This is a genomic window from Rhodococcus sp. 14-2483-1-1 (assembly GCF_002259335.1).
Taxonomy (GTDB): domain Bacteria; phylum Actinomycetota; class Actinomycetes; order Mycobacteriales; family Mycobacteriaceae; genus Rhodococcoides.
Genome location: NZ_NPFX01000003.1, coordinates 12,380 through 36,683, shown reverse-complemented (window position 1 = coordinate 36,683; position 24,304 = coordinate 12,380). Strand labels below are relative to the sequence as shown.

Below are 24,304 nucleotides of genomic sequence, written 5' to 3'. Positions count from 1 at the left end.
TGCAACACAGTGTGAGCGCTAACATCGGGCTGAGTCAAGTGCATCGGTATGTGATGGTCGATCGATTGGGGGACGGGGCGTCGATCTCGGGTCGCTCACCTCCACTGCGAGTTCGGTGTCCGCGAACACATGAAGAACTGTGCATACTGGTGTGACGCGGGCCACAGGCGTAGATCGAGTCGATGATCTCGGCCTGCCGGTCACCCAGCTCACTCATCGAAGAGGAGAACTCATGGCAGACAACCGCGCAGTGACATACGCCGGCCCAGGGAAGGTGGAGGTCCACGACATCGCGTTTCCCGGGTTGGAGTTGACCGACGGACCCGGAGTGAACCCCGCCAATGTCGGTCGAAAATGCGAACACGGTGTGATCCTGAAGGTCGTCTCGACCAATATCTGTGGCAGCGACCAGCACATGGTGCGCGGGCGCACGACCGCACCCGAGGGGCTCGTGCTGGGCCACGAGATCACCGGCGAAATCGTCGAGGTGGGTCGTGACGTCGAATTCCTGAAGGTCGGAGACATCTGCTCGGTACCGTTCAACATCGCGTGTGGACGGTGTCGAAACTGCAAGGAACGCAAGACCGGCATCTGCCTCAACGTGAACCCCGATCGACCCGGGTCGGCGTTCGGGTACGTCGACATGGGCGGTTGGGTCGGGGGCCAGGCCGAGTACGTCATGGCACCGTATGCGGACTTCAACCTGTTGAAGTTTCCCGACCGGGACCAGGCGCTGGAGAAGATCCTGGACCTGACGATGCTGTCCGATATCTTTCCCACCGGATTCCACGGAGCGGTCACCGCAGGAGTGAAACCCGGTGCGACGGTCTACATCGCGGGTGCGGGTCCGGTCGGCCTCGCTGCTGCGGTCGGTGCGCAACTGTTGGGAGCGTCGGTGGTGATAGTCGGCGACATGAACGCCGACAGGTTGGCCCAGGCGCGAACCTTCGGCTGTGAGACCGTCGACGTCGGCAAGGGTGCACCGCAGGATCAGATCGAACAGATTCTCGGCGTCCCCGAGGTCGACGCCGCGGTGGATGCAGTGGGCTTCGAGGCTCGCGGTCACGGTGGAGATTCGTCCCACGAGGCACCGGCGACGGTGCTCAACTCGCTCATGGAGATCACCACGGCGGGTGGCGGCATCGGGATCCCCGGGCTGTACGTCACCGGCGATCCGGGCGGTGTGGACGAGGCTGCGCAGCGTGGCGCTCTCTCGCTCAGCCTCGGTACCGGTTGGGCCAAGTCGCTGTCGTTCGCCACCGGGCAGTGCCCGGTGATGAGCTACCACCGAGAGTTGATGAATGCGATTCTCAAGGAACGGTTTTCGATTGCCAAGGCCGTGAATGCCACGGTCATCACGCTCGACGATGCACCGCGCGGCTACCGCGAATTCGACAGTGGCGTTGCACAGAAATTCGTCATCGACCCGCACGGCATGATCGCCGGCTGACAGCGTCCGACCCCGGCAGTCGTTCGAGCCACCATCGCAAGAATGCGAGGGTGGCTCGAACGTGTGCTGCATCGAGTTCGGCAGTCGTTCGGCCACCTATGCTGGGGTGATGTTCCTACTCTTCGGTTTCGGCAGCAAGCGCAAACACGTCGGCCCTGGCGCAACGCGAAACTGCCCGCGGTGCCACAACACCACGCAGTGGGTGCGGATGAAGCAGTATCAGCAATTCACGCTGTTCTTCGTTCCGATTGCACGCTGGAAGCGAGTCGAATTCGAGGAGTGCGGAATCTGCGGAGCTGCCACCGAGGTCTGAGGAAGGCACGTCACGCCGGAGCAAGCACCACCACCGAGTTGTGTCCGCCCATTCCCAGTGACGACTTCACCGTCAATCCGCTTTCTGCCGTGGTGAATCCGTCGAGCAGCAGGGGATGGGCATCGGAGACCTGAGGTGCTGCGGGCACGATTCCACGTTCGAATCCCATGACCGCAGAGACTGTTTCGATTGCCGAGGCCGCACCCTGGCAGTGTCCGGTCAATGGTTTCACCGAATACACCTGTGCGTGTGACTCGAGCACCGTCTCCAACATCTCCGTCTCCGCTGCGTCGCATTGCGCGGTGCCGGGGCCGTGGGCATTGAGGTAACGCACCTGGCGTGGTGTGACGCCGGCATCGGCCAAGGCCTGCTCGAAGCATCCTCGTACCTGGGTGAGGGCCGGGTCGATCGAGGTGGCGTGGAACGCGTCGTGCGTCATGGAGCCGCCCAACACCCGAGCGTACGAGGCAGAGCTTCGATTGGACAGTACGAAAGCCGTTGCCGCTTCGCCCATTCCGAATCCGCGACTGCCCTCCTGGAACGGCCGGCAGCCCTCCTGGGGCTCCACGTCGACGACGCCGACGCCGAGCTTGACGAAATGATCGATGTTCTCCGGCGTCAGCGACAGATCGGTGGCGACGAACACGACGTCGTCGACGAAGTCGGTATCGAGCCACATCTTGGCAGTCAGCAGGCCGGCGTTGCCCGATGCGCACATGGCCGAGACATTCATGGCCGGGCCGTGAAAACCGTATTCCTGCATCAAGAGCGACACCGGCGTCGACGGCATCAGGGTCAAATAGTCACGTACTCGGCGCTCACCACCGTCCTCCAGGTAGAAGTTTCGCCACTCGTCCACTTCACCGAGGACGACGGCATGGATCAGACCGACACGTCGCCCCGGATGCCAACCGCGCTTCATCGCGTCGTCGATGGCCTCCCGTGCGGCCCCGCGAAGCGCCCGACCGAACCGGCTGGTGCCGTCGCCGTGGTCTCCGCCGTCGGGGACTTTTGCCAGCCACACCGGATTTCTGCCGGGTCGGGTGCGATCGTGGTGCAGGGTGGCTGCCGCCTTGCCCGTGGACAGGCCGTGCCACAGGGCGTCGGTGCCCCAGCCGTAGCCGGACACTGCGCCGATCCCGCTGATGTCGATCCCCGTGATGCCGATGCCCTGAGTGCTCATCGTCGATATCCGTTTCTTTCCGAGGTATGCAAGCCGGATTCGGCTCACGCCTCGATTTAGCCCGTGAAACCGGCATCGGGTCCAGTCGAGAATCGGATGTTCGTTGTAAATCGGGCATCGAACTCCACCGATCTCCGTTCTGGTGGTTCAATCGGGTGTTGACCGTCTGTCTACGAACGCGAGGACCGAGCATGGCCCCAGGGGAGCGCGAGAGCGTCGGCGACCCTGAACCAAGTCCCGCGTCGCCTGGATTGGCAGACCGCTACCGGGTTCTCGTCGAGCATTCACCGGACGCGATCGGTGTTCACCGACGTGGGACACTCGTCTATCTGAACCCTGCCGGAATGCGATACCTACGCGCCGAAAGCGCCGAAGACGTCATCGGACGGCCGATCGAAGACTTCATTGCTGCCGAGTCGATCGGGCCCATGTTCGAGCGCATCGCCGCTCTCGGCATTCACGGCACGGCCAGCGCTGCGTCCGAAGCGACGGTGCTTGCACTCGACGGGACGACACTGACCATGGAAGCAGTGTCCGTGCGTACGGTGTGGAACGGCGAGCCGGCGTTTCAGGTCATTCTGCGAGATCTCACCGAGCACAAGGCGGCACAGAAGGCGTTGCGGTATCAAGCCGCCTTGGTCGAGCACGTCAGCGATGCCATCGTCGGAGTGTCGTCCGACGGTCTGGTGTCGAGTTGGAACCCCGCAGCCGAGTCGGTGTACGGACGGTGTTCGGCCGACGTTCTCGGTCGCAGCGTCTCGTACGCGGTCGGCGTCCCGTGCGATCCGGCCTCGATTCTGCGGGCCGGTGGACAACTGTGCGAGTCGCATCGTCGTGCGGACGGCACCGCGCTGGCGGTGGTGGTGTCCGCGGCTCAGATGCCCGATGGCTGGGTGTTGGTGTGCGCCGACCGAAGTGCGGTGCGACGGGCCGAAGACCACTTCACCGCCGTGGTTGAATCGCTCGAGGCAGGGGTCGTCGTGCTCGATCACACCGGCCGCATCGAGTCGGCGAACCTCGCGGCGAAGACGATCCTGGACATTCAGGTGGGGACCGAGACAGGGCAGGGGGCGTACCTCCCCTTCCGCGTGTACGGAACCGACGAGGGACCGATCCACCCGTTCGAGCACCCGGTCGCCGCTACGAGAAAGACCGGCGCGCCCAGCCAGGCGGTGATCGGCATCGAGCGTCGACGAGACGGCCGGAACTTCTGGCTGTCGTTGACGGCGACGATGCTGACGTCGGGCAGCCCGTCCCCCTCCGTAGTCGCCACGTTCGTCGACATCACCGACGCCTACCGGATGAACATAAAGCTTGAGCATGCCGCGACTCACGACGATCTGACCGGCCTGCCGAACAGGCCGCTGATCCTGGCGCGCCTCGACGAGGAACTGGCGCGGCCGGCCCGCGACGACGCCATGGCGGTGCTGTTCATCGATCTCGACAACTTCAAGACGATCAACGACCTGCACGGACACACTGTCGGCGACGCTGTGCTCGGAGTGGTTGCCGCGCGTCTGACCAGAGCGCTCCCGGCCGACGCCTTCGTCGGACGAATCGGTGGCGACGAGTTCGTGGCAGTGGTTCCACATCGGGCGGGCACCGAGGCCGATGATGTGCGCGCCGAGCTCGCCTCTCCCATCACGACGGCGGGACGGGTGTTGACGGTGACGGCGAGCATCGGTGGTGTCACCGTCGACAGCGATGACACCCGAAGTGCACTCGACATTCTCGACGACGCCGACCACGAGATGTACCAAGCCAAGCCCGCAACGCAGTATCTTTCGCATCCGTAACAGAATCGGTAACGATTTCTCGTGCGTGCTGCCAAAGTTACGCACGAGGCGTATGGGTCGTAAATACTGCTTCGGTGATACCGACCGCTCGAAAGTGCATGCTCGCGATGCCGATGGTGGTCCTCGCTGTAGCCGGCCTGTTGTTCGCCTCCGCGGGGACCGGTGCCGCCGCGCCGTCCGAATGGCGCTACACGATGGTGGCGTTCAGCAACGACAGTGATCGCAACATGGACGTCTACCAATCCAGCGACGGCACCGACTTCACCGCGTTGCAGACCTCGGCGTACCAGCCGCCGTCCGGCGTGGTGCGAGACTCGAGCATCTTTCGGCACACCGACGGTATGTACTACGCGACCTACACGACGGGCGGCGGAGCCAACATCGGCTTCGCTCGCAGCAGCGACCGCGTCGACTGGACGTTCCTGCAGAATTTCCCGATTCCGTTCTGCTGCGCCTTCCTGCCCGGTACCGGCGCCGGAACCGGATCGGCGAGCCCGCCCGGCTTCACCGGCTCGGCCGGCTTCTCGGACGGTCTGTCTCTGTCGCCGTTCACCACGAAGGCTTGGGCACCCGAATGGTTCGTCGACGGTGACCGCGTCAGCATCATCGTGTCGCTCTCGACCGGTGGTGGATTCGTGCCGTATCTGATGACCGCGATGGATCCGGGCCTGAGAATGTGGAGCTTCCCGGTTCCGTTCGTCGGGATCGACGCCGACCACATCGATACCACGGTCGTGAAGTCCGGATCGACCTATCACGCGTTCACGAAGAACGAGACCCGCAAGGTGATCGAGCATTGGACCGCGCCGTCGTTGATCGGGCCCTATACGCCCGCTCTGTTCCGCGACTTCGGTCCTTTGAAGGAAGGCCCCGCCGTCATCGAGTTGCCGGACGGCACCTGGCGGCTCTACTACGACGACTACACCAACCGGAAGTACTTCTACTCCGACAGTTCGGACGGTATGAACACCTGGTCCGAACCGACGGAACTCCCGGGCCTATCGGGAACCGTGCGCCATGTCGGCGTGATGAGAGAGCCTGCCTGACGAGGGCGTCCGTGTCAGTCGGTGGTACCCGATAGTGCTCTGAGCCCGGCTGCGATGAACTCCCCGGTGGCGTCTGCGGCGTTACGGGCACCGGCTCCGGTATCGGAACCCGACAGCGCGCGGTGAGTGATGCCCTCACCGATCACTCCGAGCTTGAAATTGGCCAGGGCGAGGTAGAAGCCCCAATTGTGCAGTTCACGACCGGATTCCACTGCGTACTGGTGTGCGAGGTCGTCGGCCGAGGGATATCGATCGCTCGTCCATGCCGCGTCCGCGCCCAGGACCGCATCGAACACGGGTTGACGGTAGATGCACATCAGTGCGACGTCGGTGAGGGGATCGCCGAGGGTGGACATCTCCCAGTCGACCACGGCGGCAACAGAACCGACGTTGTCGGCATCGAGAATGGTGTTGTCGACGCGATAGTCTCCGTGGACGATGGACGACGCCGAGTGCGTCGGTATCGCAGCCTCGAGTGCACGGTGAAGTCGGTCGACATCGGGTAGATCGCGGGTCTTGACGCTGTGCCACTGCCGAGCCCACGTCGCGACCTGGCGGGAGACGAAACCGTCGGGTCGGCCGAACGCTCCGAGGCCCACAGCAGCGGGGTCGACGGCATGCAGCCTGGCGAGTACCCGGACGAGCTCGGCGGCGTTCTCGGTGACCTGCGTGTCGGTGAGGTCGGAAAGATCCTCACGCGTACGGACCACTCGGCCGGGTACGAAATCCACGACGGTCATCGGAGCGCCGAGAACCGAACCGTCTCGATCGAAGGCCACTGTCCGGGCGACGGGGACATCGGTGGATGCAAGAGCCTCGGTGACGGCCCACTCGCGGGCCATGTCATGTGCAGAGGGGGTGAGCCCACTGGTGGGCGGTCGACGAACGACCCATGTCGAGGTGTCGTCGTATGCCTTGTAGGTGAGGTTGGAGCGACCACCGCTGATCATCTCGACCGACAACGTGCCATCGAGCTCGATACCGTTGTTCTGCAGGAACCGTTCCAGCGCATCGCGATTCATTCCCTGCAGATCGCTCACGACTGTGCCTCCCGCGCGGCGCGCTTGGCGGCACCGATCGTCCGCTTGGCGATGGCCCAGCGGTGTACCTCGGACGGTCCGTCGTACACGCGGAACGGCCGCACTTCGCGGGAGAGCCGCGCCAGCGGAAGATCGTCCGAAACGCCGAGCCCTCCGCACATCTGGATGCTTCGGTCGACGATGCGGAAGATCGCCTCGGCGGCGAACGTCTTGGCGATGGATGTCTCGTTGCTCGCGTGTCCACCCCGGTCCAGCTCGAAGCACGCCTTGATCAACAGTGCGCGAGTGGCCGCGATGTCGATTTCGTTGTCCGCGACCATCTTCTGCACCATGCCGAGATCGCCGAGCTTCCCGCCGAACCCTTCGCGCTGGGCCACCTGGGCGACGGCGATGTCGTGAGCTCGCCTCGAGGCTCCGAGCCAGCGCATCACATGGGTCATGCGGGCCGGTCCCAAACGCACCTGGGCATAGGCGAATCCCTCGTCGACGGCCCCGAGCACGTTCTCGTCGGGCACGAATACGTTCTCGAAGAACACCTCGCAGTGTCCGCCGATCATGGCCTTGTCCAAAGTGCCGATATGTCGGCCGACCGTGATGCCCGCAGTGTCGGCGGGGGCCAGGAACATCGTGGCTCCGCCTCGATCGCCCGGCTCACCCGATGTTCGGGCCATGATGATGAAGAACCCCGCACCGTCGGCACCGGTGATGAACCACTTGTGCCCGTTGATCTTCCATCCACCCTCGACCCGTTCGGCCGCGGTGGTCAACGCCGAGGGATCTGAACCGGCACCCGGTGCAGGTTCGGTCATTGCGAAAGCCGAGCGCACGTCTCCGTGCGCGAGGGGAGCGAGAAATTGCTCTTTCTGTGCCGCCGACGCGATGTGCGCCAGCATGTGGACATTGCCCTCGTCGGGCGCACCGAGGTTCAGGGCGATGGGGCCGAACAGTGAATAGCCGGCTTCCTCGAACACCGGGGCGCGGTCACTCATCGACAGCCCGTGGCCGCCGTATTCGACGGGCGCATGTGGTGCGAACACGCCCGCGTCCTTCGCGGCCGCCTGCATCTCGACGCGAAGTCGGTCGCCGCCCGCATCGGTGATGTTGCCCAGAAACCGGTCCTCGATGGGAAGCACGTGGTCTCGAGTGAAGGCGCGAGTCCGGTCGATCAGCTTCTCGATGTCCGGGTCGTACGTCAGATCGATGGCCACCATGCGCTCCTTGTCCAGTACCGACCGAACACTCGCTCGGTTCCTCGAAGGTTGACACAACTGCCCGTCCGGGTCAAGGGACCCGGCCCGCGCCGCTACTCGGGTATCGCGGTCGCGGCACCGACCGTCCGTCGGGCGATGTCGAGATACACGGCGACCAATTCGCCTGGCGTCATCGGTCCGTCGGGGCGATACCAGGTGGCGAGGCCGACGCACATGGTGGTGACGGCTCGGCTGGCATCCGCCGGGTGCGGCGTGTCGAAGACCCCGGATTCGACTCCTTCGGCAACGATCGCGTCGAGCAGCCGTTGCTCTTCGTCCCGCTTGGCGATGTACGCGGTGCGATTCGCCGAGTCGAGACTGCGGATTTCCGTCGAGCAGACGAAGGCGGCGTCGCGCCGGTGAATGTGGAACAACAGCAGGGACTCCACGACTGCGTCGAATCGGTCGCTGGGTGACGGACCCGCCCCGTCCTCGGCCGATCGGGTGCGATCCAGCAGTTCGTCCATCGACGCATCCATGATGCCGACCAGCAAGGCCTGCTTCGATGGAAAGTGGTGGTAGAGGCCGGGAACCGACAGGCCGGCACCTGCGGCGATCTGCCGCACCGACGTGCCGTGGTACCCCTGCTCGACGAACATGTTCAGCGCCGACGCCAAAGCTGGGGAGAGGTTCGAGCCCTCGTAGGTTCGCCAGATGTGGGTCGCGGTCATGCGCTTACCGTAGAGGTCGACTCGGCTGGGGCCGACCCCTATGTACCGGGTTGACACAAAACTTGTGATCCGGAACACTATTGAAACGCAGACCGAGCGAGTGTTCGGTCGGTCCATTCGGGCCGAAATTCTGCTCGAGTGAAAGGGCCGTCCATGACCCTCGACGGAGCGACCGGGCCTGCAACTGTTCTCGACGCCTGGCGTAACCGAGTCTCCGACACCCCGGACCGGCCGGCACTGGCGTACTTCGACGCCGTGCTCACTGTCCGCGAGGTGGACGAGGCATCCGATGCGCTTGCCGCGGCCATGATCGAGCGAGGCGTGTCGCAGGGTGATCGCGTCGGCATCTATCTGCAGAACATTCCGCAGTACGCCTTGACGTTTCTCGCACTGTGGAAGATCGGGGCGGTCGCGTTGATCCTCAACCCGATGTACCGCAACCGTGAACTGCGTACCTTGATCGACGATGCGGAACCGATCGCACTCGTGTGCGACGAACGCGACCTCGATGCTGTGGGGGTGACGTTGCGCGGCAGTTCGATTCGATCGATCGTGAGCACAAGCGGACTCGATGTGCAGACACGAAACGACCCACGAGTCTTTTCGTCGACGTCACGCGTGACACCTCGGCCCGACGAGGATCTGATGGGTCTGATCGACGTCTACCGTGGCCGATCCATCCCGGAGTTCGATCCGAAGCCAGACGATCTCGCGCTTCTGGCGTACACGTCGGGAACCACGGGTCCGCCGAAGGGCGCGCAGATCTCGCACGCGAACGCATTCGCCACTGCTCTCGATTTCGGGGAACGGGCCGGTCTCGTCGACGGTGACGTCGTGTTCGCAGTCGCGCCGCTGTTTCACATCACCGGCGCAATGCTCGACGCCGCGGTGGCCCTGATTCGCGACTGCGTGCTCGTGTTCGCGCATCGTTTCGACGCAGCAGTCACTCTCGACGCCTTCGTCGAGCATCGTGTCACCTACACCATCGGGTCCATCACGGTGTTCAACGCGATCTCCGAGACCGCGGGGGTGACGCGAGCTCATTTCGAGTCGGTGAAGGCGTTGTACTCCGGCGGTGCACCGATTCCGCCCGCGACGGTGACCGCATTCGAGTCCGCGTTCGGCTGCTACATACACAACGCATACGGCATGACCGAAACCACGGCGGGCGTCATCGCCGTTCCGCCCGGCGTGCGTGCGCCGGTCGATCCCGCGAGTGGGTCGTTGTCCGTCGGGCTGGCGCTACCCCGTGTGACCTTACGAACGGTGGACCCCGCAGGGCAGCCGACGGCTCCGGGAGTTGCTGGGGAGCTGGTGATCTCGGGTCCCCAGGTGGTCTCCGGTTACTGGAGAAATCCCGCTGCGACCGCGTCGACGATGCCCGAAGGTCGTCTCCGCACGGGAGACGTGGCGATCATCGACGACGACGGATGGGTGTATCTCGTCGACCGACTCAAGGACCAGATCAACGTGTCGGGATACAAGGTCTGGCCCCGGGAAGTCGAGGACACCCTCTACGAACATCCTGCAGTGTTCGAAGCCGCCGTGGTGGGCAGACCCGACGCCTACCAAGGCGAATCAGTGGTGGCCTATGTATCCCTGCGACACGGAACCTCGGTGACACCGGATGCGCTGGTCGATTTCGCGCGCGATCGGTTGGCCGCGTACAAGCGTCCTAAAGCCATTCACATCATCGACGAACTTCCCAAGACTCAGACCGGGAAGATTCGACGTGCAGCACTCAAACCTGTTCCTGTGGAAAACCATTCGACCGAAAGTGACACTCCATGACCGTCGGATCATCGCGCGACACCCGCTCGGCACCGGATATCTCCTCACGGAAGAAATCGCTGTTCGCCAGCACGATAGGCAACGTACTCGAATGGTACGAGTGGAGCGCCTACGCAGTGTTCGCACCGTTCATCGCGGCAGCGATGTTCAGTCAGTCCGATCCGGTCTCCGCACTGCTGTCCACGCTGGCGGTGTTCGCCGTCGGATTCCTGATGCGGCCTCTCGGCGGCATCGTGTTCGGACGGATCGCGGACAAGAAGGGCCGCAAGTTCGTCCTCGTCACCACGATGCTCATGATGGCGACCGGCAGCCTGCTGATCGGCATCATGCCCACCTACGGTGCGATCGGGGCCTGGGCGTCGGTACTGCTGTTGCTCGCACGCGTCATGCAGGGTTTCGCGCATGGTGGCGAGTCGGCGACGGCGTATTCCTACGTCGGCGAGATCGCGCCGCCGAACCGACGTGGCATGTGGGGCAGTGTCGCGTTCGTCGCTATCTTCGGTGGATCGGCTCTGGCATACACAGTGGGTGGCGTCATCACCTCCACGCTGTCGGATTCTGCTGTCGGGCAATGGGGTTGGCGCATCCCCTTCCTGCTGGGCGCACTCCTGGCGCTGTTCGCTCTCTACCTGCGCAAGAACATGGACGAGAGCGAGGTGTTCGACTCGGAGCAGAACAAGGTCGAACAAGCACCGATCGCACGCAAGACCGTCGTGAAGGCGATCGTGCTGATGATCGGAATGACGTCGGGAATCACGGCGGCGCACTACACCTGGACCTCGTACGTCTCGACATTCGCCATCACGCAGCGTGGGATGAATCCCGACACCGCGTACTGGATGCTCGTCATCGCGCAGTTGATAGCGCTGGTGTCCCTACCGTTCTTCGGTCGTCTCTCGGATTCGATCGGTCGACGGCCGATGTTGGCTGCCTTCGCCGTGCTGATGTTCCTGCTGCAGATCCCGCTGACGATGCTGATCTCGACGCAGTGGTGGACATTGCTGCTCCCGTCGACGGTGGCCCTGCTCGTCATCGCCGTCCCGGCCTCGATTCTGTCGTCGACACTGTCGGAGAGCTTTCCCACCCGACTCCGCACGCAGGCAATCGGATTCGCCTACTCGTTCTCGGTGGCGGTGTTCGGCGGAACCGCGCCGTATCTCAACCAGCTGTTCCTCGGGTTCGATCTGGGCTGGGTGTTCGGCGTGTACATCATGTTCCTGGCCGCTCTGACCGGCGTCGCCTGCTTCTTCATGAAGGAAACCAAGGGAATTCGACTCGAGGACGTATGACCCGTCCCGACCGGAGTTTGCTCCTGACGTGGCGTGAGGTTCTACCGTTGCCTACATGAACAGCAGTGATTCGGCCACCTGGGGTATCGGTGACGTCGCCCGTCGGACCGGCGTCACCGAGCGGACCCTGCGCTACTACGAAGAGCTGGGCCTGCTCGCTCCGGACCGGGACGGAGGGGGTAGGCGCCGGTACGACGGCGGAGATCTCGACCGGCTGTACCGGATTCGCCTGCTCCGAGAACTGGGCACTCCGCTTGCGGACGTCGATCCGGAGGCAGTGGACCTCCAGCACCTCACGCGGCAGCATCTGGCCGACCTGGATCAACGGATGGCCGAGCTCGCTCGTGTGCGAGAGCGTGTTCGGGCCGTGGAGGACCGACTTCTTCATGGTGATCGCCCGAGCGACGACGCCCTACTGGACCTTCTCTCCGGCCTGTCGACCGACGAGCCTGCGGTCACTCGTCGCACCACTTTGCTGGTCTACCGCGACATCGCAGCAGCCCATTCCTACCTCGTCGACGTGCTGGGACTGGCTCCCGGACAGATCGAATACGACGGCGACCGAGCCGTCCACGGCGAGGTTCACGCCGGTGACGGTGTTGTCTGGTTGCACCGCGAGGCCCCCGAACATCGCATGGTGTCGCCGCTGACCACCGGCGCGGTCACCGCGTCGCTTGCGATCCTCGTCGACGATGTCGATGCCCATCACGCTCGCGTGGCGGCAACCGGAGCAGCCATCGACTACCCGCCCACCGACATGCCCTACGGCGTTCGTGAATACAGCGTTCGCGATCCCGAGGGTCATCTGTGGTCGTTCCAGACGCCACTCCCAGAATGAGCGGCGTCCTGAACCCGCTCTGCCCCAGCGGATCTATCGGTGATCGAGCAGTGACGTCGATGCCGAGTCGGCGAGGTCACTGCCTCCGAGTAGACGCATGAGCAGAAGGCCGTCGAGCACAGCCACAGCTGCGGCAGCTTCCCTGCGTCGGTAGTCCTGATCACCGACGACGAAGCCTCCGAGCCATTCGATCCAGCCCTCGACCAAGTGCGAGGCCACGGACTTGTAGGGCTCGAGTCCTGCTGTTGCTTGGCCGATCGCCTCGAAGTAGAGCCCGAACAGCGGATCGCACTCCGGCTGTGCCACAACCGGCCACGCCGTCGCAACCAGTGAGCGGTGGTCGTTCATGGGCGTCGAGAACGCCGCGGCCAACAGATGTTGCAATCGATCTCCGACCACTGACAGAACAGATGTGACGAGGTCGTCCTTCGTCGGGAAGTAGTAGACGACCATGCGATCACTGATCTTCAAACGAGACGCGAGTCTGCCGAAGGTCAAGCGGCTCAGGCCGCCTTCCAGGGCGGCGTCCAGTGCCACGGACAGCATCTCTTCGCGTGAATGTCTCTTGACCACACCTTGATTGTAGTGGTCACTACAGGTAGCTTTTGTTGTAGTGACCACTACAACTCGAAGGAGACGCTATGCGTACACGTTCGACTCCCTTGCTCGCACTGTCGGTTCTGCGATCGACCGCCGGACTGGTCTCGTGGGTGAGTCCCGCGCATTCGTGGCGTGCCTTCGGTCTCGGACCCATGCGTCAAGCCGGAAGTGCGGGGGTTGTGACGCGCCTCTTCGGAGTCCGCGATCTCGCGCTGGGAATGGCGCTGCACCACCCATCCGCGGACGTTCGCAAAGCGGCCGTGGAGGCCGGGATCGCAATCGATGTCCTCGACGTCGCAGCAAGTGTGCTCGGCCGTCGCGCGGGCGCGCCTGCCTCGAGTTTGGTCGGAGTAGCGGCAGGCGCAACGTTGTTCGTCGTGCTGGGCGCAACGATCATCGCGGACTCGACCTCCTCGTGATCACCCGGCCAGCGCGTCCGTGACTTCTGCTGCAATCGCGGCCTCACCGAGGGCATTGGGGTGCAGCGGCACGAACTGATCCGCGAACAGCAGTGGTTCCACCCACCGCACTCCGACGGGCTGGCAGGCGTCGTGCCCCTCCGACGCCACGGACATGTCCACGAAGGTCGTGTCGGTGTCGGCCGCTGCCTCGCGGATGGCATCGTTCAGCGTGGCCTGGAGGTCGCGCAGATACGGAACGTCGCCGAGCGCGACGGGGACCGACGGTTCGCACGTGCTCGCTGCGGGGATGAGCCATGGATAGCCGATGATGATCACCTTCGCCTCGGGCGCGCGAGTATGTATGTCGCGCAGTGCTTGTCGGACGGCCGGCAGGGTGCTGTCGAGAATCTTGTCGTCGAAGCTACTTCCGTTCTGCTGCGTGCACGGATCGAATGCACCGGCGTGGGTTGCGAGTGCACTCACGCATGCTGCGATCGCTCCCGAGAACACGCTGTTGTCGTTGCCACCGATCATCAAGGTCACCACATCGGACGATGGCGACAATGCATCGAACTGCGGTCGTGTGCCCTCGAATTGAGGGGCATAGAAGTCGTCGGTGGCAGCACCGCCGCAGCTGACATCGGTGAGGCTGTAGCCCTGCTCGCGCGCGACGAGATGAGCAAAGTTCTGTTCCGACTGGAGGCACCTCAGTGGCGTGTTCGGTGCCAGCGGCAGCACGCCGTTGCCTGCACCGAAGCTGTCGCCGAGGTTGACGTACTCGATGGGCGACGCTGTCGCATGGGAGGGGATCGCCAGCGCGACAATGACGGGCACGACAATTCCGAGACCGAACCGATGCGTTCCGATGCGCATGACAGACTCCCTCGCCGGCGGATGCTGCTCGAGAGCGTACCGCCGTTCGGTGCCGCGGCGATCGCCTGCTGCGGGAGTACACGCGGTAGTCGCTGGTCTTCCGGACAAATTGCGCCATCGCTCTATGCTCGTCTTCGACACCGCAGCCGCGTGTACCCCTCTCCGAAGGACGTACTCCCATGACCGACGACGCGTTGGCCGATTTCGAACGAACCGAGTTCACCGCAGACGGGCGCACGGCACCGGTCTATCGCATCGGCACCGGGCCGGCGGTCATCGTGATGTCCGAAATGCCGGGCATCACGCCGAAGGTTGCGGACTTCGCGCGCACCGTCGCTGGAATCGGATGCACCGCGATCGTGCCGCACCTGTTCGGCGTCGACGGGAAGGACCCGCTGACCGCACCCCTCGGACTGCTCGGTACCGCTGCCACCATGTCCCGTGCCATGGTGCCGGCGTGCATCAGCCGAGAATTCACCATCTTGGCCACCGGCAAGTCGTCGCGGATCGTGGTGTGGTTGCGTGCTCTGGCGGCCGAGGAACACGAGCGGTGCGGCGGACCAGGTGTCGGTGCCATCGGAATGTGCTTCACCGGCGGGTTCGCCCTCGCGATGGCCGCCGACGATCGATTGATCGCGCCGGTGCTGTCGCAACCGTCCCTTCCGTTCGCGGCATCGAAGTCACGCAGTCGTTCCATCGACATCAGTGCCGGCGACCTTTCGAAGGTGAAGAGCCGTTGTGCTGCGGGAGATCTCACTGTTCTCGGTATGCGGTTTCAGGGCGACAAGATGTGTCCCCCTGCACGGTTCGAGTTTCTGAGGGAACAACTCGGCGACGCATTCGTGTCGGTGGAATTGCCCGATTCTGCGTTCAACCCGGAAGCATTCGGGCCGCCACACTCCGTCGTGACGGAAGGACTCATCGACGAGCCGGGTCAGCCGACCCGGCAGGCTTTGGACCAGGTACTCGACCTGTTCCGCAGTAAGTTGCTCGCAACGCCGTGAGGTCCCGCGGCGCGAACACGATGCGAAGCCGAAGGTCGAATTCACGACCACGGAATGGTGGCCTGCAGAACCGCCTCTTTCGACGCGGCGGTCCGTAACGCCGTCACCGTCTGATATTCGGGATCGGCCACCATCTCGCTGAACGCCTTACGCGACGCGCTTCAGGTCTCTTCCGCGGGGATCCACAGCCATCGTTCGAGTATGCGTGAACCGTCGATCCTGTGGAGTGTAAAAGCGCTGTCGTCGGTCGAGTCGGTCCACTGTTGGACCCCACGAGACGATGGCTCCGCGCTCAGCGGTAGAACTTGGAGAGCTGGAACCAGTGACTCCATAAAGGGAAGTGTGTCGTCCATGACCGATGTTGAGAACGTGACCGTATTCGGAACCGGAGTGCTCGGTTCACAGATCATGATGCAGGCTGCCTACTACGGAAAGACCGTTGTGGGATACGACATTTCCGACGAACTACTTGCCAAGCTGCCGGATCGCTGGGAATGGATGCGCGGTTACTACAAGCGTGACCTGAAGACTTTCGACGAGGCGCGATTCGACGCGGCCATCGAATCCATCACGACCACCACCAGCGTCGCCGAGGCCGTTTCGGACGCCGACCTGGTGATCGAAGCAGTTCCGGAGGATCTCGACCTGAAGAAGAAGGTCTGGTCGGATATCGGCGCGTCCGCTCCGCCGAAAACTATCTTCGTGACCAACTCGTCGTCGCTACTGCCCAGCAGTTTCGCCGAGGCCACCGGGCGGCCGGAAAAGTTTCTTGCATTGCACTTCGCCAATCTCGTGTGGCGGTACAACACCGGTGAGGTGATGGCAACTGCTGCAACAGATCCTGTTTACTTCGATGTCGTACTGAGCTTTGCTTCGGAGATCGGTCTCGTTCCCGTTCCGGTCCGAAAGGAAATTCCGGGATACGTGCTGAACAGTCTTCTGATACCGCTGCTGCAAGCAGGAGCCAACCTTTACGTCGGCGGGGTTGCCAATCCGGCGGACATCGACAACGTGTGGCGCATAGCCACCGGGGCACCCGCCGGTCCGTTCCAGATATACGACACTGTCGGCTTCAACGTCGCAGCACATATCGCGCGCGCACACGGTGGCGAGGTTCAGGTCAAATTTGCCGACATACTGCAAAAGGGTATCGACTCGGGAAAGACCGGTCTCGGGGACGGTGAAGGCTTCTACACGTACGACTCCGACGGCCAGCGACTGGATGCTGTCGAGTCGTGGAACATCAACTGAATCGCTCGATCCCTCCTGTCAGAGGTACGGATCCGCCCAGGCGCTGATGATCCGACCGGCACGAGCTGCTTGATTCTTGCCGGTGAGAAGGTGATTGGCCCCCTCGAGCGAAACGAAGCTCCGGGGGTGACGGGCGGCCTGGAAGATCTCGCTGGCGTTGTCGATCCCTACCGTGTTGTCGGTGGGGGAGTGCATGACGAGTAGCGGTCTCCGCAGGGTGGTGATGCGCTCGCGCAGGTCTGCTTTGCGGACGTCGTCGACGAACTGTCGTTTGAGGGTCAGCGCTTTGCCGCCGGCGTGGAACGGCGCTTCGCCCTCGTCCTGGATCCGATGAATGAGTGCGTCGTAGTTGTGCTCGACATGCGCGGGCTGAAACGGGGCGGCGACGATGGCGACCGCTTCGACCGTCGGACAGTCGTGCGCCGCAGCAATGGCCGCCGAGCCGCCGAAAGAATGGCCGACGAGCAACTTCACCTCGCGACCGGTCGCGTTCATGAACTCGACGGCCTTGACGGTGTCGTGCACCTTGTTCGAGAACGAACCGTCGCCCCAGTCGCCCTCGGAGTGGCCCAGACCGAGGTTGTCGAAGCGAAGCATTCCGATGCCGTCGGCCGCGAGCTGCTTGCACATTCGATTCGCCGCCGGGCAGTCCTTGCCCAGCGTGAATCCGTGAGCGAATACGCCCCACCCTCGCGCCTCACCCTCGGGAACATCGACCACGCCTGCCAAGGTGGGTCCGGTTGCGCTGGAAAACGTGACCTGTTCCGACATACCGGTCATCCTAGGATCCACGACTCGGGCTCGAGTAGTCAGACACGGTCGCAGTGGCGTATGACCACCGACGACGCTGGGTTCAGCCGAGCCGGGTCAACCGAGTTGGCGTAGTTGTATCGCAGTATCGAGGGCCAGTCGATGCCAGGCCGATCGCGGATCGCGCCCGGTCAGTTCCTGGGCCCGGCGCAATCGATAGCGCAAAGTCTGCGGGTGCACCTGTAGTCGGGTGGCGGCAGCCGTTGCCGTACCGGTGGAGATGAAGGCCGAAAGGCCCTGCAGAATGTGTTCGTTCGCCGCCTCGGTCAGCGGACCGAGCACGGTACGTACCACCTCGCTCGTGTCCGCGGTGGGGCGCGCGGTCAACAGTGCCAGCAGCTGACCGTCACCCTGATCGAGCAGTGCCCGGTCGTCGAACGCGTGATCCGGTGCGGTGTCCAGTGCTTCCGAGGCGAGACGCCACGAACTGCTGATACCGGCAACGGTCGATCTCTCCACGAGGCATCCGCGGAGCAGTAGATCTCGACACGCGAGGTCGGCCTCGGCGCGGTGGATCGATGGTGGCAGCAACGCGATCGCGCGTTGTTCGCGCCGAGTGCACAGGTGAGTCCGCTGACCCGACGTCGCGGTGCGGTCCGGGGGAACGAGTCCCACTGCGAGAACCAGCGATTCGACGGTGTCGTCGGACATGGGTCGGCCCGGATCTGTCGATTGCACCACGAGCAGATTCGGGTGCGTGGGTAGCTTCAGGTCGAGTTCGCGGGAACGATCCGACACCGTCCCGGGTGAATTGTGTCTGGCAGCCAGCAAGTCGTCGAGCAACGCGGCGTGCGCCTGCGCGCGGTTGGTTGTGAGCTGTTCGCGCGCAATGACGTACGCGCCGATGATTTCCTCGGAGATTGCGTCGATGGCGTCGAGCACGCCGAGGCCGAGTTCGGCGATGTCCGGTGGTTCGAGTACATCGAGATACTCGGTTGTCACGTGCCGAACGAACACGCTCGACGCGACTCGATACGCACGGAGCACATCGGCCAGCGGGCGCCCGTCCGCGGCGCGCGCGGCACCGATCGCGCGGAATCTGCTGTGGTCACGGTCGTCGATCGTCCGATCGCCGTGCGCCCACAGGGCCATCAACCGCCTCAGTGACCAATACGCAATGGCCTCGACATCGGCCAACTGTGCACCCTGCAGTGATCGGTAGACCGGGATCGCGTCGCGAATCGCGAGTACTGCCGATGCGACGACGGGGCCCAACTCCGATTCGATCTTCGCGACCACGGCGACCCGCGCTGGGTACATCGATCCACCTCCCACTCCTTGTCAGTGCCTGATAAATCCTATAGTCATTCGAGTCGGTTTCCTTGAGTTCCGGCGGCGACCTCAGCACAGTCGAAGGAGACATCCGGGTCGAGCAGAAGAGTGGGGCAATGGACGCAGACGTGATCGTGGTGGGCGCGGGCTTGGCCGGACTGGTGGCAACCGCCGAATTGGCCGACGCCGGAAAGCGTGTGCTTCTTCTCGACCAGGAGCCCGAGCAGAATCTGGGTGGACAGGCGTTCTGGTCACTCGGCGGGCTGTTCATGGTCGACACTCCGGAACAGCGACGAATGGGTATCAAGGATTCGGCCGAACTGGCCTGGCAGGACTGGCTCGGCACCGCGACATTCGATCGGGGTATCGACGATCCCGCCGGCGAGGATTACTGGGGTCACCAGTGGGCACGGGCGTACCTCGATTTCGCGGCAGGGGAGAAGCGGTCCTGGCTGCACGCGCAGGGCGTGCGGTGGGTTCCTATCGTCGGCTGGGCCGAACGCGGCGGGTACCTCGCCGACGGGCACGGCAACTCGGTTCCACGCTTCCACTTGACCTGGGGCACCGGGCCGGGCGTCGTCGCACCGTTCGAGCGTCGTGTCCGCGAGGCTGCGGACAAAGGACTGGTGCGCTTCGGTTTTCGTCATCGCGTCGACGAGTTCGTCGTCAGCGCAGGGGTGGTCGAGGGAGTGCGCGGCGCAATTCTCGAACCCAGCGCAGCGGAACGCGGTGCGGGCAGTACTCGCGTCGAGGTGGGGGAGTTCGAGTTGCGCGCCGGTGCGGTGCTCGTCACTGCGGGCGGCATCGGAGCGAATCACGATCTGGTGCGGGAGAATTGGCCGGCTCGTCTGGGAACGGCTCCGAAATCGCTGATTTCGGGAGTCCCCGAACACGTCGACGGCCGCATGCTCGGTATCACCGAGAAGGTCGGCGGACGTCTGGTCAACAAGGACCGGATGTGGCACTACACCGAAGGCATCAAGAACTGGAACCCGATCTGGAAGAACCACGGAATCAGGATCATTCCAGGACCGTCGTCGATGTGGTTCGATGCGCGTGGTCGGCGATTCTCGGCTCCCAACTTCCCGGGCTTCGACACGCTAGGAACATTGAAAGCCATCCAGGACAGCGGTTTCGAGTACTCATGGTTCGTCCTCACCCAGAAGATCATCGAGAAAGAATTTGCACTGTCGGGATCGGAGCAGAACCCGGACATCACCGGCAAGAACCTCAAGCTCGTACTCGGCCGAGTCTTGCCCGGTGCCAGTGCACCGGTCGAGGCGTTCAAGAAGAACGGCGAGGATTTTGTGGTCGCCGACACCCTCGGTGAACTCGTGCAGGGAATGAACAGGGTCTCCGGCGAGGACCTGATCGACCTGGTGGACTTGCGCCGGCAGATCGAGGCTCGCGACCGGGAAGTCGACAACCCGTTCACCAAGGACCTGCAGGTCTCCGCGATTCACAATTCCCGTCGTTCGCGCGGGGAGCGCATCGCGCGTACTGCGTCTCTGCACAAAATTCTCGATCCCAAATCGGGACCGTTGATTGCGGTGCGGTTGAACATCATCACTCGAAAGACGTTGGGCGGAATCCAAACCGACCTTCAGGGGCGCGTTCTCGACAGCGAGGGGCGAGCGATCGAGGGGCTGTGGGCGGCAGGCGAGATTGCCGGATTCGGCGGTGGTGGGGTGCACGGATATCGTTCGCTGGAGGGAACGTTCCTGGGCGGGTGCATCTTCGGGGGCCGGCAAGCCGGGCGTGCGCTCGCAGCGCAGGCGTGACGGTGTTCCGACGCGTCGGTCGGCCCCCGTTGCCGGGCCCGTCGGAGATCGCCACCACCGCGTCGGCGACTCCTTCCTCGCTGGTGACGGTGTCTTTCCTCGGTGTCAGCACGGCGTTGTTCGACGACGGCGAATCCGCGATTCTCACCGATGGGTTCTTCTCGCGCCCGTCACTGGCGAGAACCCTTGCGCTGCCGCTTCGTTCCGACATGCAGCGCATCGACGCCGCCCTGCGCAGAGCGGGAATCATCTCGCTCGACGCTGTTCTGTGTGCTCACTCGCACTACGATCACGCCCTCGATTCAGCGGCGGTGGCTCGGATAACCGGGGCGGTTCTGGTCGGTGGTTCCTCGACCGGTTTCATCGGGCAGGGTTCGGACCTACCCGACGACCGCATCGTCGCGGTCGAGAACGGTGGAACGACCGAGCATGGGAATTTCGCCGTCACATTCTTCGAATCCGTTCACTCGCATCCGGATCGAGCGCACGGGGTGATCGAGCGACCTCTGAGCCAGCCCGCTCGGGTGAGCGAGTATCGGTGCGGTGAGGCGTGGTCGATGCTGATCGAACACATTCCCAGCGGCCGGACCGCACTCGTCCACAGCAGCGCCGGTTTCCGGGTGGGCATGCTCCACGGAAGCCGCGCAGACGTGGTCTATCTGTCGATAGGCCAACTCGGCCGGCAATCGCGAGCGTTCATCGAGCAGTATTGGCGCGAGACGGTCTCGGTCGTCGGTGCCCGGCGCGTCGTTCTGACGCACTGGGACAACTTCTTTCGGCCTTTGTACAAGCCCTTACATGCACTCCCGTACGCCTTCGACGATATGACTGTCTCGATCGACGTGCTGGCCGACTGCGCACTGAGAGACGGAGTCGTTCTCGAGCTACCGACGCTGTGGCGACGTGTGGACCCGTGGGCCTGACGGACGCGTCAGCCCGCCTGGTTCTCGATCGAATCGACGATCGTTCGCACGCACAGAACCGGGTCGTCGATCATCGGAACGTGGCCGACGCCCGGCACGGTGACGAACCGGGCCCGAGGGAGGCGCTGCCGGGCAATGGGGACGAACTCTGCAGGCGGAAAGATGCGATCGTGAGCGGCCCATGCGACGGTGACCGGGCACGGCAGGTCGAGGAGTGGATCCATGCTCTCGCGGGTGTTCAGTAGTTCGTACGCTGCCTCGCACCCGACAAGATCCTGAAACGACCGAACCGCTTGCTGCGGCGTCATGCTGTCCCCGTGGACTGCGATGTCGCGCATGGCAATTCGTCGAGAAAGACCGAACCTCATCAGCGCTGGGGCGAGACGACGAGTCGCGTCGGCCAGTCTCTTGGTGCGGATCAAGGTGGCTCTGCTGGCACCTGGCTTCTCGTCCTTCTCCCACAGTCCTGCTGGTGAGAAGGCGCAGACCGAGCGTGCGCGTCCCCGTCTCGCCAGTTCGACAGCCATCCATCCGCCCATCGAATTTCCTGCGATGTGTACTGCATCCAGGCCGCGCCCGTCGAGTTCGCGTTCTGCGGCATCGGTGACGGCGGCTATTGTCGCCACGCCTGCGAGCGCCGGGCCTCCACGATGACCGGCCGCGGTGGGAGCAATGACATCGAACCGTTCGGCCAGCAACGGCACGACGTCGTTCCACGCTGCTCCCGACATGGTGACACCGTGCAGCAACATCAACACAGGCTTGTCGTTCATCGACCGAAGTGTGCCACGTGCGTCGTCACCTGGGCGGGCAGGGCATCGTTGCACTGTCCGCCTCGTGCCGACCTTCGCTCACAGATCGTCCAGGGCGACCAGGCCGTCCTGCAGTGCTCTCGCCACCAGCGACGCTTTGGTCGGCGCGGCTCGACCGACACTGGCATACTTCGCGCGAATACGGGACAGATGGGTGTTCACCGTGCCCAGCGCAATATGCAGCACCGCGCACACTTCTTGCTTGGAGTCGCAGCGCAACCAGGCTCCGAGAACCGCAATTTCGCGCGTGGTCAATCCGGGATCGACGAACTCGGCCGGTACCTGCGGCACCCGAGGCCTATCGGTGCCGGGGGTTGCCGTGGTTCGGGAGCGCACCGCCGACGCGCTTCGCCGAGGCGCAAATCGCTGTGACGGGTGAAGCGACCCGCCGGACGCAATCTCGAGCGTCGTGGTCGTCACACCTGTGTTCGTGTCCCGCATGGCATTCGACCCCCGTTGTCCGTCTTGGGTGTTTCGATCATCCGACCACGCCGCGAAATATGAAACAACACCATCATGTTCGAGGATCACTGCATAATTCGATATCCGAATCCAATGGACTTTATACACCTATAAAAATTCAGCTCGTGGTGTGTATTGATATAGTCGACGATCCATCAGATCGAACATCCGTAGGCGGTTGTCGTTGAGCTCGAAATCCACACCACGCGAACAATTGCTCCGGGCCGGTTCCCGCCTGCTGACCGATCTCGATATGACGGTGTTGGCGCGCTCGCTGTCCATTGCAGCGGTCGTGGAAGAAGCAGGACTGTCGCATCAGACTTTCCACAATGCCTATCCAGGTTCCTCCCGCACCGGCGAGCGCGGCGGCAAGGAAGCGTTCATGGAGGATCTGCTCGCACACGTGACGTTGGAGTACTCACCGCCCGATGACGTCGCCGAGCAGCCGTCCTCGGATCTCGCGGCCTATTTCGAGCAGCTGACCTCGGGGCTGCTGCGTCAAAGGATGATCGGTGCCATGATCGCCTCCGATCACGCCGGAGCGCGGTCCTCGTTGGCACCGGAATTCGATGCCATGGATCACGCCGTCGAGAGCGCAGTGCGGCACAAACTCCGCGCTGTCGGCGGCTCGGTGAGAACACCGTTGACGGTGGCCGACCTCTCCACAGTGTTCGTAGCTCTGCTCGACGGGCTTGCCTTCCGTGAAAGTCTCAGCCCGGGAACGATCTCCGCGGAACGCGTGGCCACGGCCATCGATTCGTTGCTCGATTGGGCGGTGGACCCGGTCCACTCGGATCGACGGCAGCGTACCGACGAGCAGGTCGATGCGCTGCCATCGCTCGAATCCCTCGATCCGGCAAGGGGCGACATCGAATCCGATGTCATCGTGGCCACCGAGACGCTGTTCTCGGAACACGGATACTTCTCGGTCACCCTCGCGGACATCGCGTCGGCGTCCTCGCTCACCGTCACCGATCTCAAGCGATTGTTTCCGAGCAAAGTCGACATCATCGTCGCCGCACTCACCCCCGAGTTCGAGCGTGTACTCCGGCTGGGTCGCGCGGATGCTCGGCTCGACGTGGAACCGGTTGTCGCTCTAGTGCGTTCGGTGAATCGTCTGGCGGAGTTCGTGTCGCGCAACCGGGCCATGAGCTCGGGAATGTTGCTTGCGCTGAGCTTCGAGCAGTTTCACGAGCCCGGTACCGTCACCACCATCAGGGAACACCTTCCCGTGCCGTCGGCACTGACCCCGATTCTCGAGAGCGGTCAGCTCCGAGGCGACTTCGCTACCGAGGTGTCCGCAGTCGAACTGGCCACCGTGCTTGCCAACAATGTGGTGATCAGATCGCTGACGCGATCGGGAGAATCCCCGGAAGAAGTCGCCGACAATGTGCTGAAAGTGTTCCTGTCCGGAATATTGTCTCGTTGATCGACGCCCTCCGCGACAA

23 protein-coding genes are annotated in these 24,304 nt (G+C 63.5%); 13 read left to right on the top strand and 10 right to left on the bottom strand.

All coding sequences use genetic code 11. From position 1 onward, the window contains the following. The first annotated feature begins 232 nt into the window (after positions 1-232). Positions 233-1,450, top strand: a complete 1,218-nt coding sequence (gene fdhA / locus CH294_RS01890) for a formaldehyde dehydrogenase, glutathione-independent (RefSeq protein ID WP_094736840.1) — start codon at positions 233-235, stop codon at positions 1,448-1,450. Between the two features lie 109 nt (positions 1,451-1,559). Next, on the top strand, positions 1,560-1,763 hold the full coding sequence (locus tag CH294_RS01885; protein ID WP_032404133.1) for a zinc-ribbon domain-containing protein: 204 nt from the start codon (positions 1,560-1,562) through the stop codon (positions 1,761-1,763). Positions 1,764-1,773: 10 nt separating this feature from the next. On the opposite strand, the gene CH294_RS01880 is transcribed toward CH294_RS01885, so the two are convergent. Next, on the bottom strand, positions 1,774-2,946 hold the full coding sequence (locus CH294_RS01880) for a beta-ketoacyl synthase N-terminal-like domain-containing protein (protein ID WP_094736839.1): 1,173 nt from the start codon (positions 2,944-2,946) through the stop codon (positions 1,774-1,776). 191 nt (positions 2,947-3,137) lie between these two features. Between CH294_RS01880 and CH294_RS01875 the strand changes: the two genes are divergently transcribed. Beyond that, positions 3,138-4,742, top strand: coding sequence for a diguanylate cyclase (locus tag CH294_RS01875; protein ID WP_165430197.1), 1,605 nt, complete (start codon positions 3,138-3,140; stop codon positions 4,740-4,742). Between the two features lie 113 nt (positions 4,743-4,855). Further along, positions 4,856-5,788 (top strand): arabinofuranosidase, encoded by a 933-nt coding sequence (locus tag CH294_RS01870; protein WP_094736985.1) that lies wholly within the window; start codon positions 4,856-4,858, stop codon positions 5,786-5,788. Positions 5,789-5,802: 14 nt separating this feature from the next. On the opposite strand, the gene CH294_RS01865 is transcribed toward CH294_RS01870, so the two are convergent. The 3 genes from CH294_RS01865 to CH294_RS01855 form a co-directional block, all read right to left on the bottom strand. After that, on the bottom strand, positions 5,803-6,828 hold the full coding sequence (locus CH294_RS01865; protein WP_037155563.1) for a phosphotransferase family protein: 1,026 nt from the start codon (positions 6,826-6,828) through the stop codon (positions 5,803-5,805). Then, complete coding sequence (locus tag CH294_RS01860; RefSeq protein WP_094736984.1) at positions 6,825-8,036, bottom strand: acyl-CoA dehydrogenase family protein; 1,212 nt, start codon at positions 8,034-8,036, stop codon at positions 6,825-6,827. Before CH294_RS01860 ends, CH294_RS01865 begins: the two co-directional genes overlap by 4 nt. A gap of 95 nt (positions 8,037-8,131) precedes the next feature. Beyond that, on the bottom strand, positions 8,132-8,749 hold the full coding sequence (locus CH294_RS01855; protein ID WP_032404129.1) for a TetR/AcrR family transcriptional regulator: 618 nt from the start codon (positions 8,747-8,749) through the stop codon (positions 8,132-8,134). A gap of 153 nt (positions 8,750-8,902) precedes the next feature. Here CH294_RS01855 and CH294_RS01850 point away from each other — a divergent pair, with 153 nt between their 5' ends. Genes CH294_RS01850 through CH294_RS01840 form a run of 3 tightly spaced genes read left to right on the top strand, consistent with a single transcriptional unit; the run spans position 8,903 to position 12,667 of the window. Then, positions 8,903-10,540 carry an AMP-binding protein gene (locus tag CH294_RS01850; RefSeq protein WP_094736837.1) on the top strand — a complete coding sequence of 546 codons (1,638 nt, stop codon included), beginning with the start codon at positions 8,903-8,905 and terminating at the stop codon, positions 10,538-10,540. Next, complete coding sequence (locus CH294_RS01845; protein ID WP_094736836.1) at positions 10,537-11,829, top strand: MFS transporter; 1,293 nt, start codon at positions 10,537-10,539, stop codon at positions 11,827-11,829. Before CH294_RS01850 ends, CH294_RS01845 begins: the two co-directional genes overlap by 4 nt. A gap of 55 nt (positions 11,830-11,884) precedes the next feature. Continuing rightward, positions 11,885-12,667 (top strand): MerR family transcriptional regulator, encoded by a 783-nt coding sequence (locus tag CH294_RS01840; RefSeq protein WP_094736835.1) that lies wholly within the window; start codon positions 11,885-11,887, stop codon positions 12,665-12,667. 33 nt (positions 12,668-12,700) lie between these two features. On the opposite strand, the gene CH294_RS01835 is transcribed toward CH294_RS01840, so the two are convergent. Beyond that, positions 12,701-13,240, bottom strand: coding sequence for a TetR/AcrR family transcriptional regulator (locus tag CH294_RS01835; RefSeq protein ID WP_141215774.1), 540 nt, complete (start codon positions 13,238-13,240; stop codon positions 12,701-12,703). A 68-nt stretch (positions 13,241-13,308) separates the two neighbouring features. Between CH294_RS01835 and CH294_RS01830 the strand changes: the two genes are divergently transcribed. Then, complete coding sequence (locus CH294_RS01830) at positions 13,309-13,686, top strand: hypothetical protein (protein ID WP_032404126.1); 378 nt, start codon at positions 13,309-13,311, stop codon at positions 13,684-13,686. On the opposite strand, the gene CH294_RS01825 is transcribed toward CH294_RS01830, so the two are convergent. Continuing rightward, positions 13,687-14,541, bottom strand: coding sequence for an SGNH/GDSL hydrolase family protein (locus CH294_RS01825; RefSeq protein WP_094736834.1), 855 nt, complete (start codon positions 14,539-14,541; stop codon positions 13,687-13,689). Positions 14,542-14,720: 179 nt separating this feature from the next. Here CH294_RS01825 and CH294_RS01820 point away from each other — a divergent pair, with 179 nt between their 5' ends. Both CH294_RS01820 and CH294_RS01805 read left to right on the top strand, forming a co-directional pair. After that, a complete protein-coding gene (locus CH294_RS01820; RefSeq protein ID WP_094736833.1) occupies positions 14,721-15,545 on the top strand; it encodes a dienelactone hydrolase family protein in 825 nt (274 codons plus the stop codon). A gap of 351 nt (positions 15,546-15,896) precedes the next feature. Continuing rightward, positions 15,897-16,796, top strand: coding sequence for a 3-hydroxyacyl-CoA dehydrogenase (locus CH294_RS01805; RefSeq protein ID WP_094736831.1), 900 nt, complete (start codon positions 15,897-15,899; stop codon positions 16,794-16,796). A gap of 18 nt (positions 16,797-16,814) precedes the next feature. On the opposite strand, the gene CH294_RS01800 is transcribed toward CH294_RS01805, so the two are convergent. Then, positions 16,815-17,567 (bottom strand): alpha/beta hydrolase, encoded by a 753-nt coding sequence (locus CH294_RS01800; RefSeq protein WP_032377170.1) that lies wholly within the window; start codon positions 17,565-17,567, stop codon positions 16,815-16,817. A gap of 96 nt (positions 17,568-17,663) precedes the next feature. After that, entirely contained in the window at positions 17,664-18,866 is a 1,203-nt protein-coding gene (locus tag CH294_RS01795) for a helix-turn-helix domain-containing protein (protein ID WP_141216432.1), read from the bottom strand. A 128-nt stretch (positions 18,867-18,994) separates the two neighbouring features. On the opposite strand from CH294_RS01795, the gene CH294_RS01790 reads away from it, so the two are divergent. Then, the gene (locus CH294_RS01790; RefSeq protein ID WP_094736830.1) at positions 18,995-20,659 is read left to right on the top strand and encodes an FAD-binding dehydrogenase; all 1,665 of its coding nucleotides are present in this window, start codon (positions 18,995-18,997) and stop codon (positions 20,657-20,659) included. Positions 20,660-20,661: 2 nt separating this feature from the next. Beyond that, positions 20,662-21,582 carry an MBL fold metallo-hydrolase gene (locus CH294_RS01785; RefSeq protein WP_094736983.1) on the top strand — a complete coding sequence of 307 codons (921 nt, stop codon included), beginning with the start codon at positions 20,662-20,664 and terminating at the stop codon, positions 21,580-21,582. Between the two features lie 8 nt (positions 21,583-21,590). Here the strand turns inward: CH294_RS01785 and CH294_RS01780 are convergent, their stop codons facing one another. Together CH294_RS01780 and CH294_RS28050 are read right to left on the bottom strand one after the other, a co-directional pair. Further along, positions 21,591-22,355: an alpha/beta hydrolase gene (locus tag CH294_RS01780; protein ID WP_094701893.1), complete on the bottom strand. Its 765-nt coding sequence runs from the start codon at positions 22,353-22,355 to the stop codon at positions 21,591-21,593. A 78-nt stretch (positions 22,356-22,433) separates the two neighbouring features. Continuing rightward, positions 22,434-22,814, bottom strand: coding sequence for a LuxR C-terminal-related transcriptional regulator (locus CH294_RS28050; RefSeq protein WP_306436903.1), 381 nt, complete (start codon positions 22,812-22,814; stop codon positions 22,434-22,436). A 226-nt stretch (positions 22,815-23,040) separates the two neighbouring features. Between CH294_RS28050 and CH294_RS01770 the strand changes: the two genes are divergently transcribed. Continuing rightward, positions 23,041-24,285: a TetR family transcriptional regulator gene (locus CH294_RS01770; RefSeq protein ID WP_141215771.1), complete on the top strand. Its 1,245-nt coding sequence runs from the start codon at positions 23,041-23,043 to the stop codon at positions 24,283-24,285. The last annotated feature ends 19 nt before the right edge of the window (positions 24,286-24,304 follow it).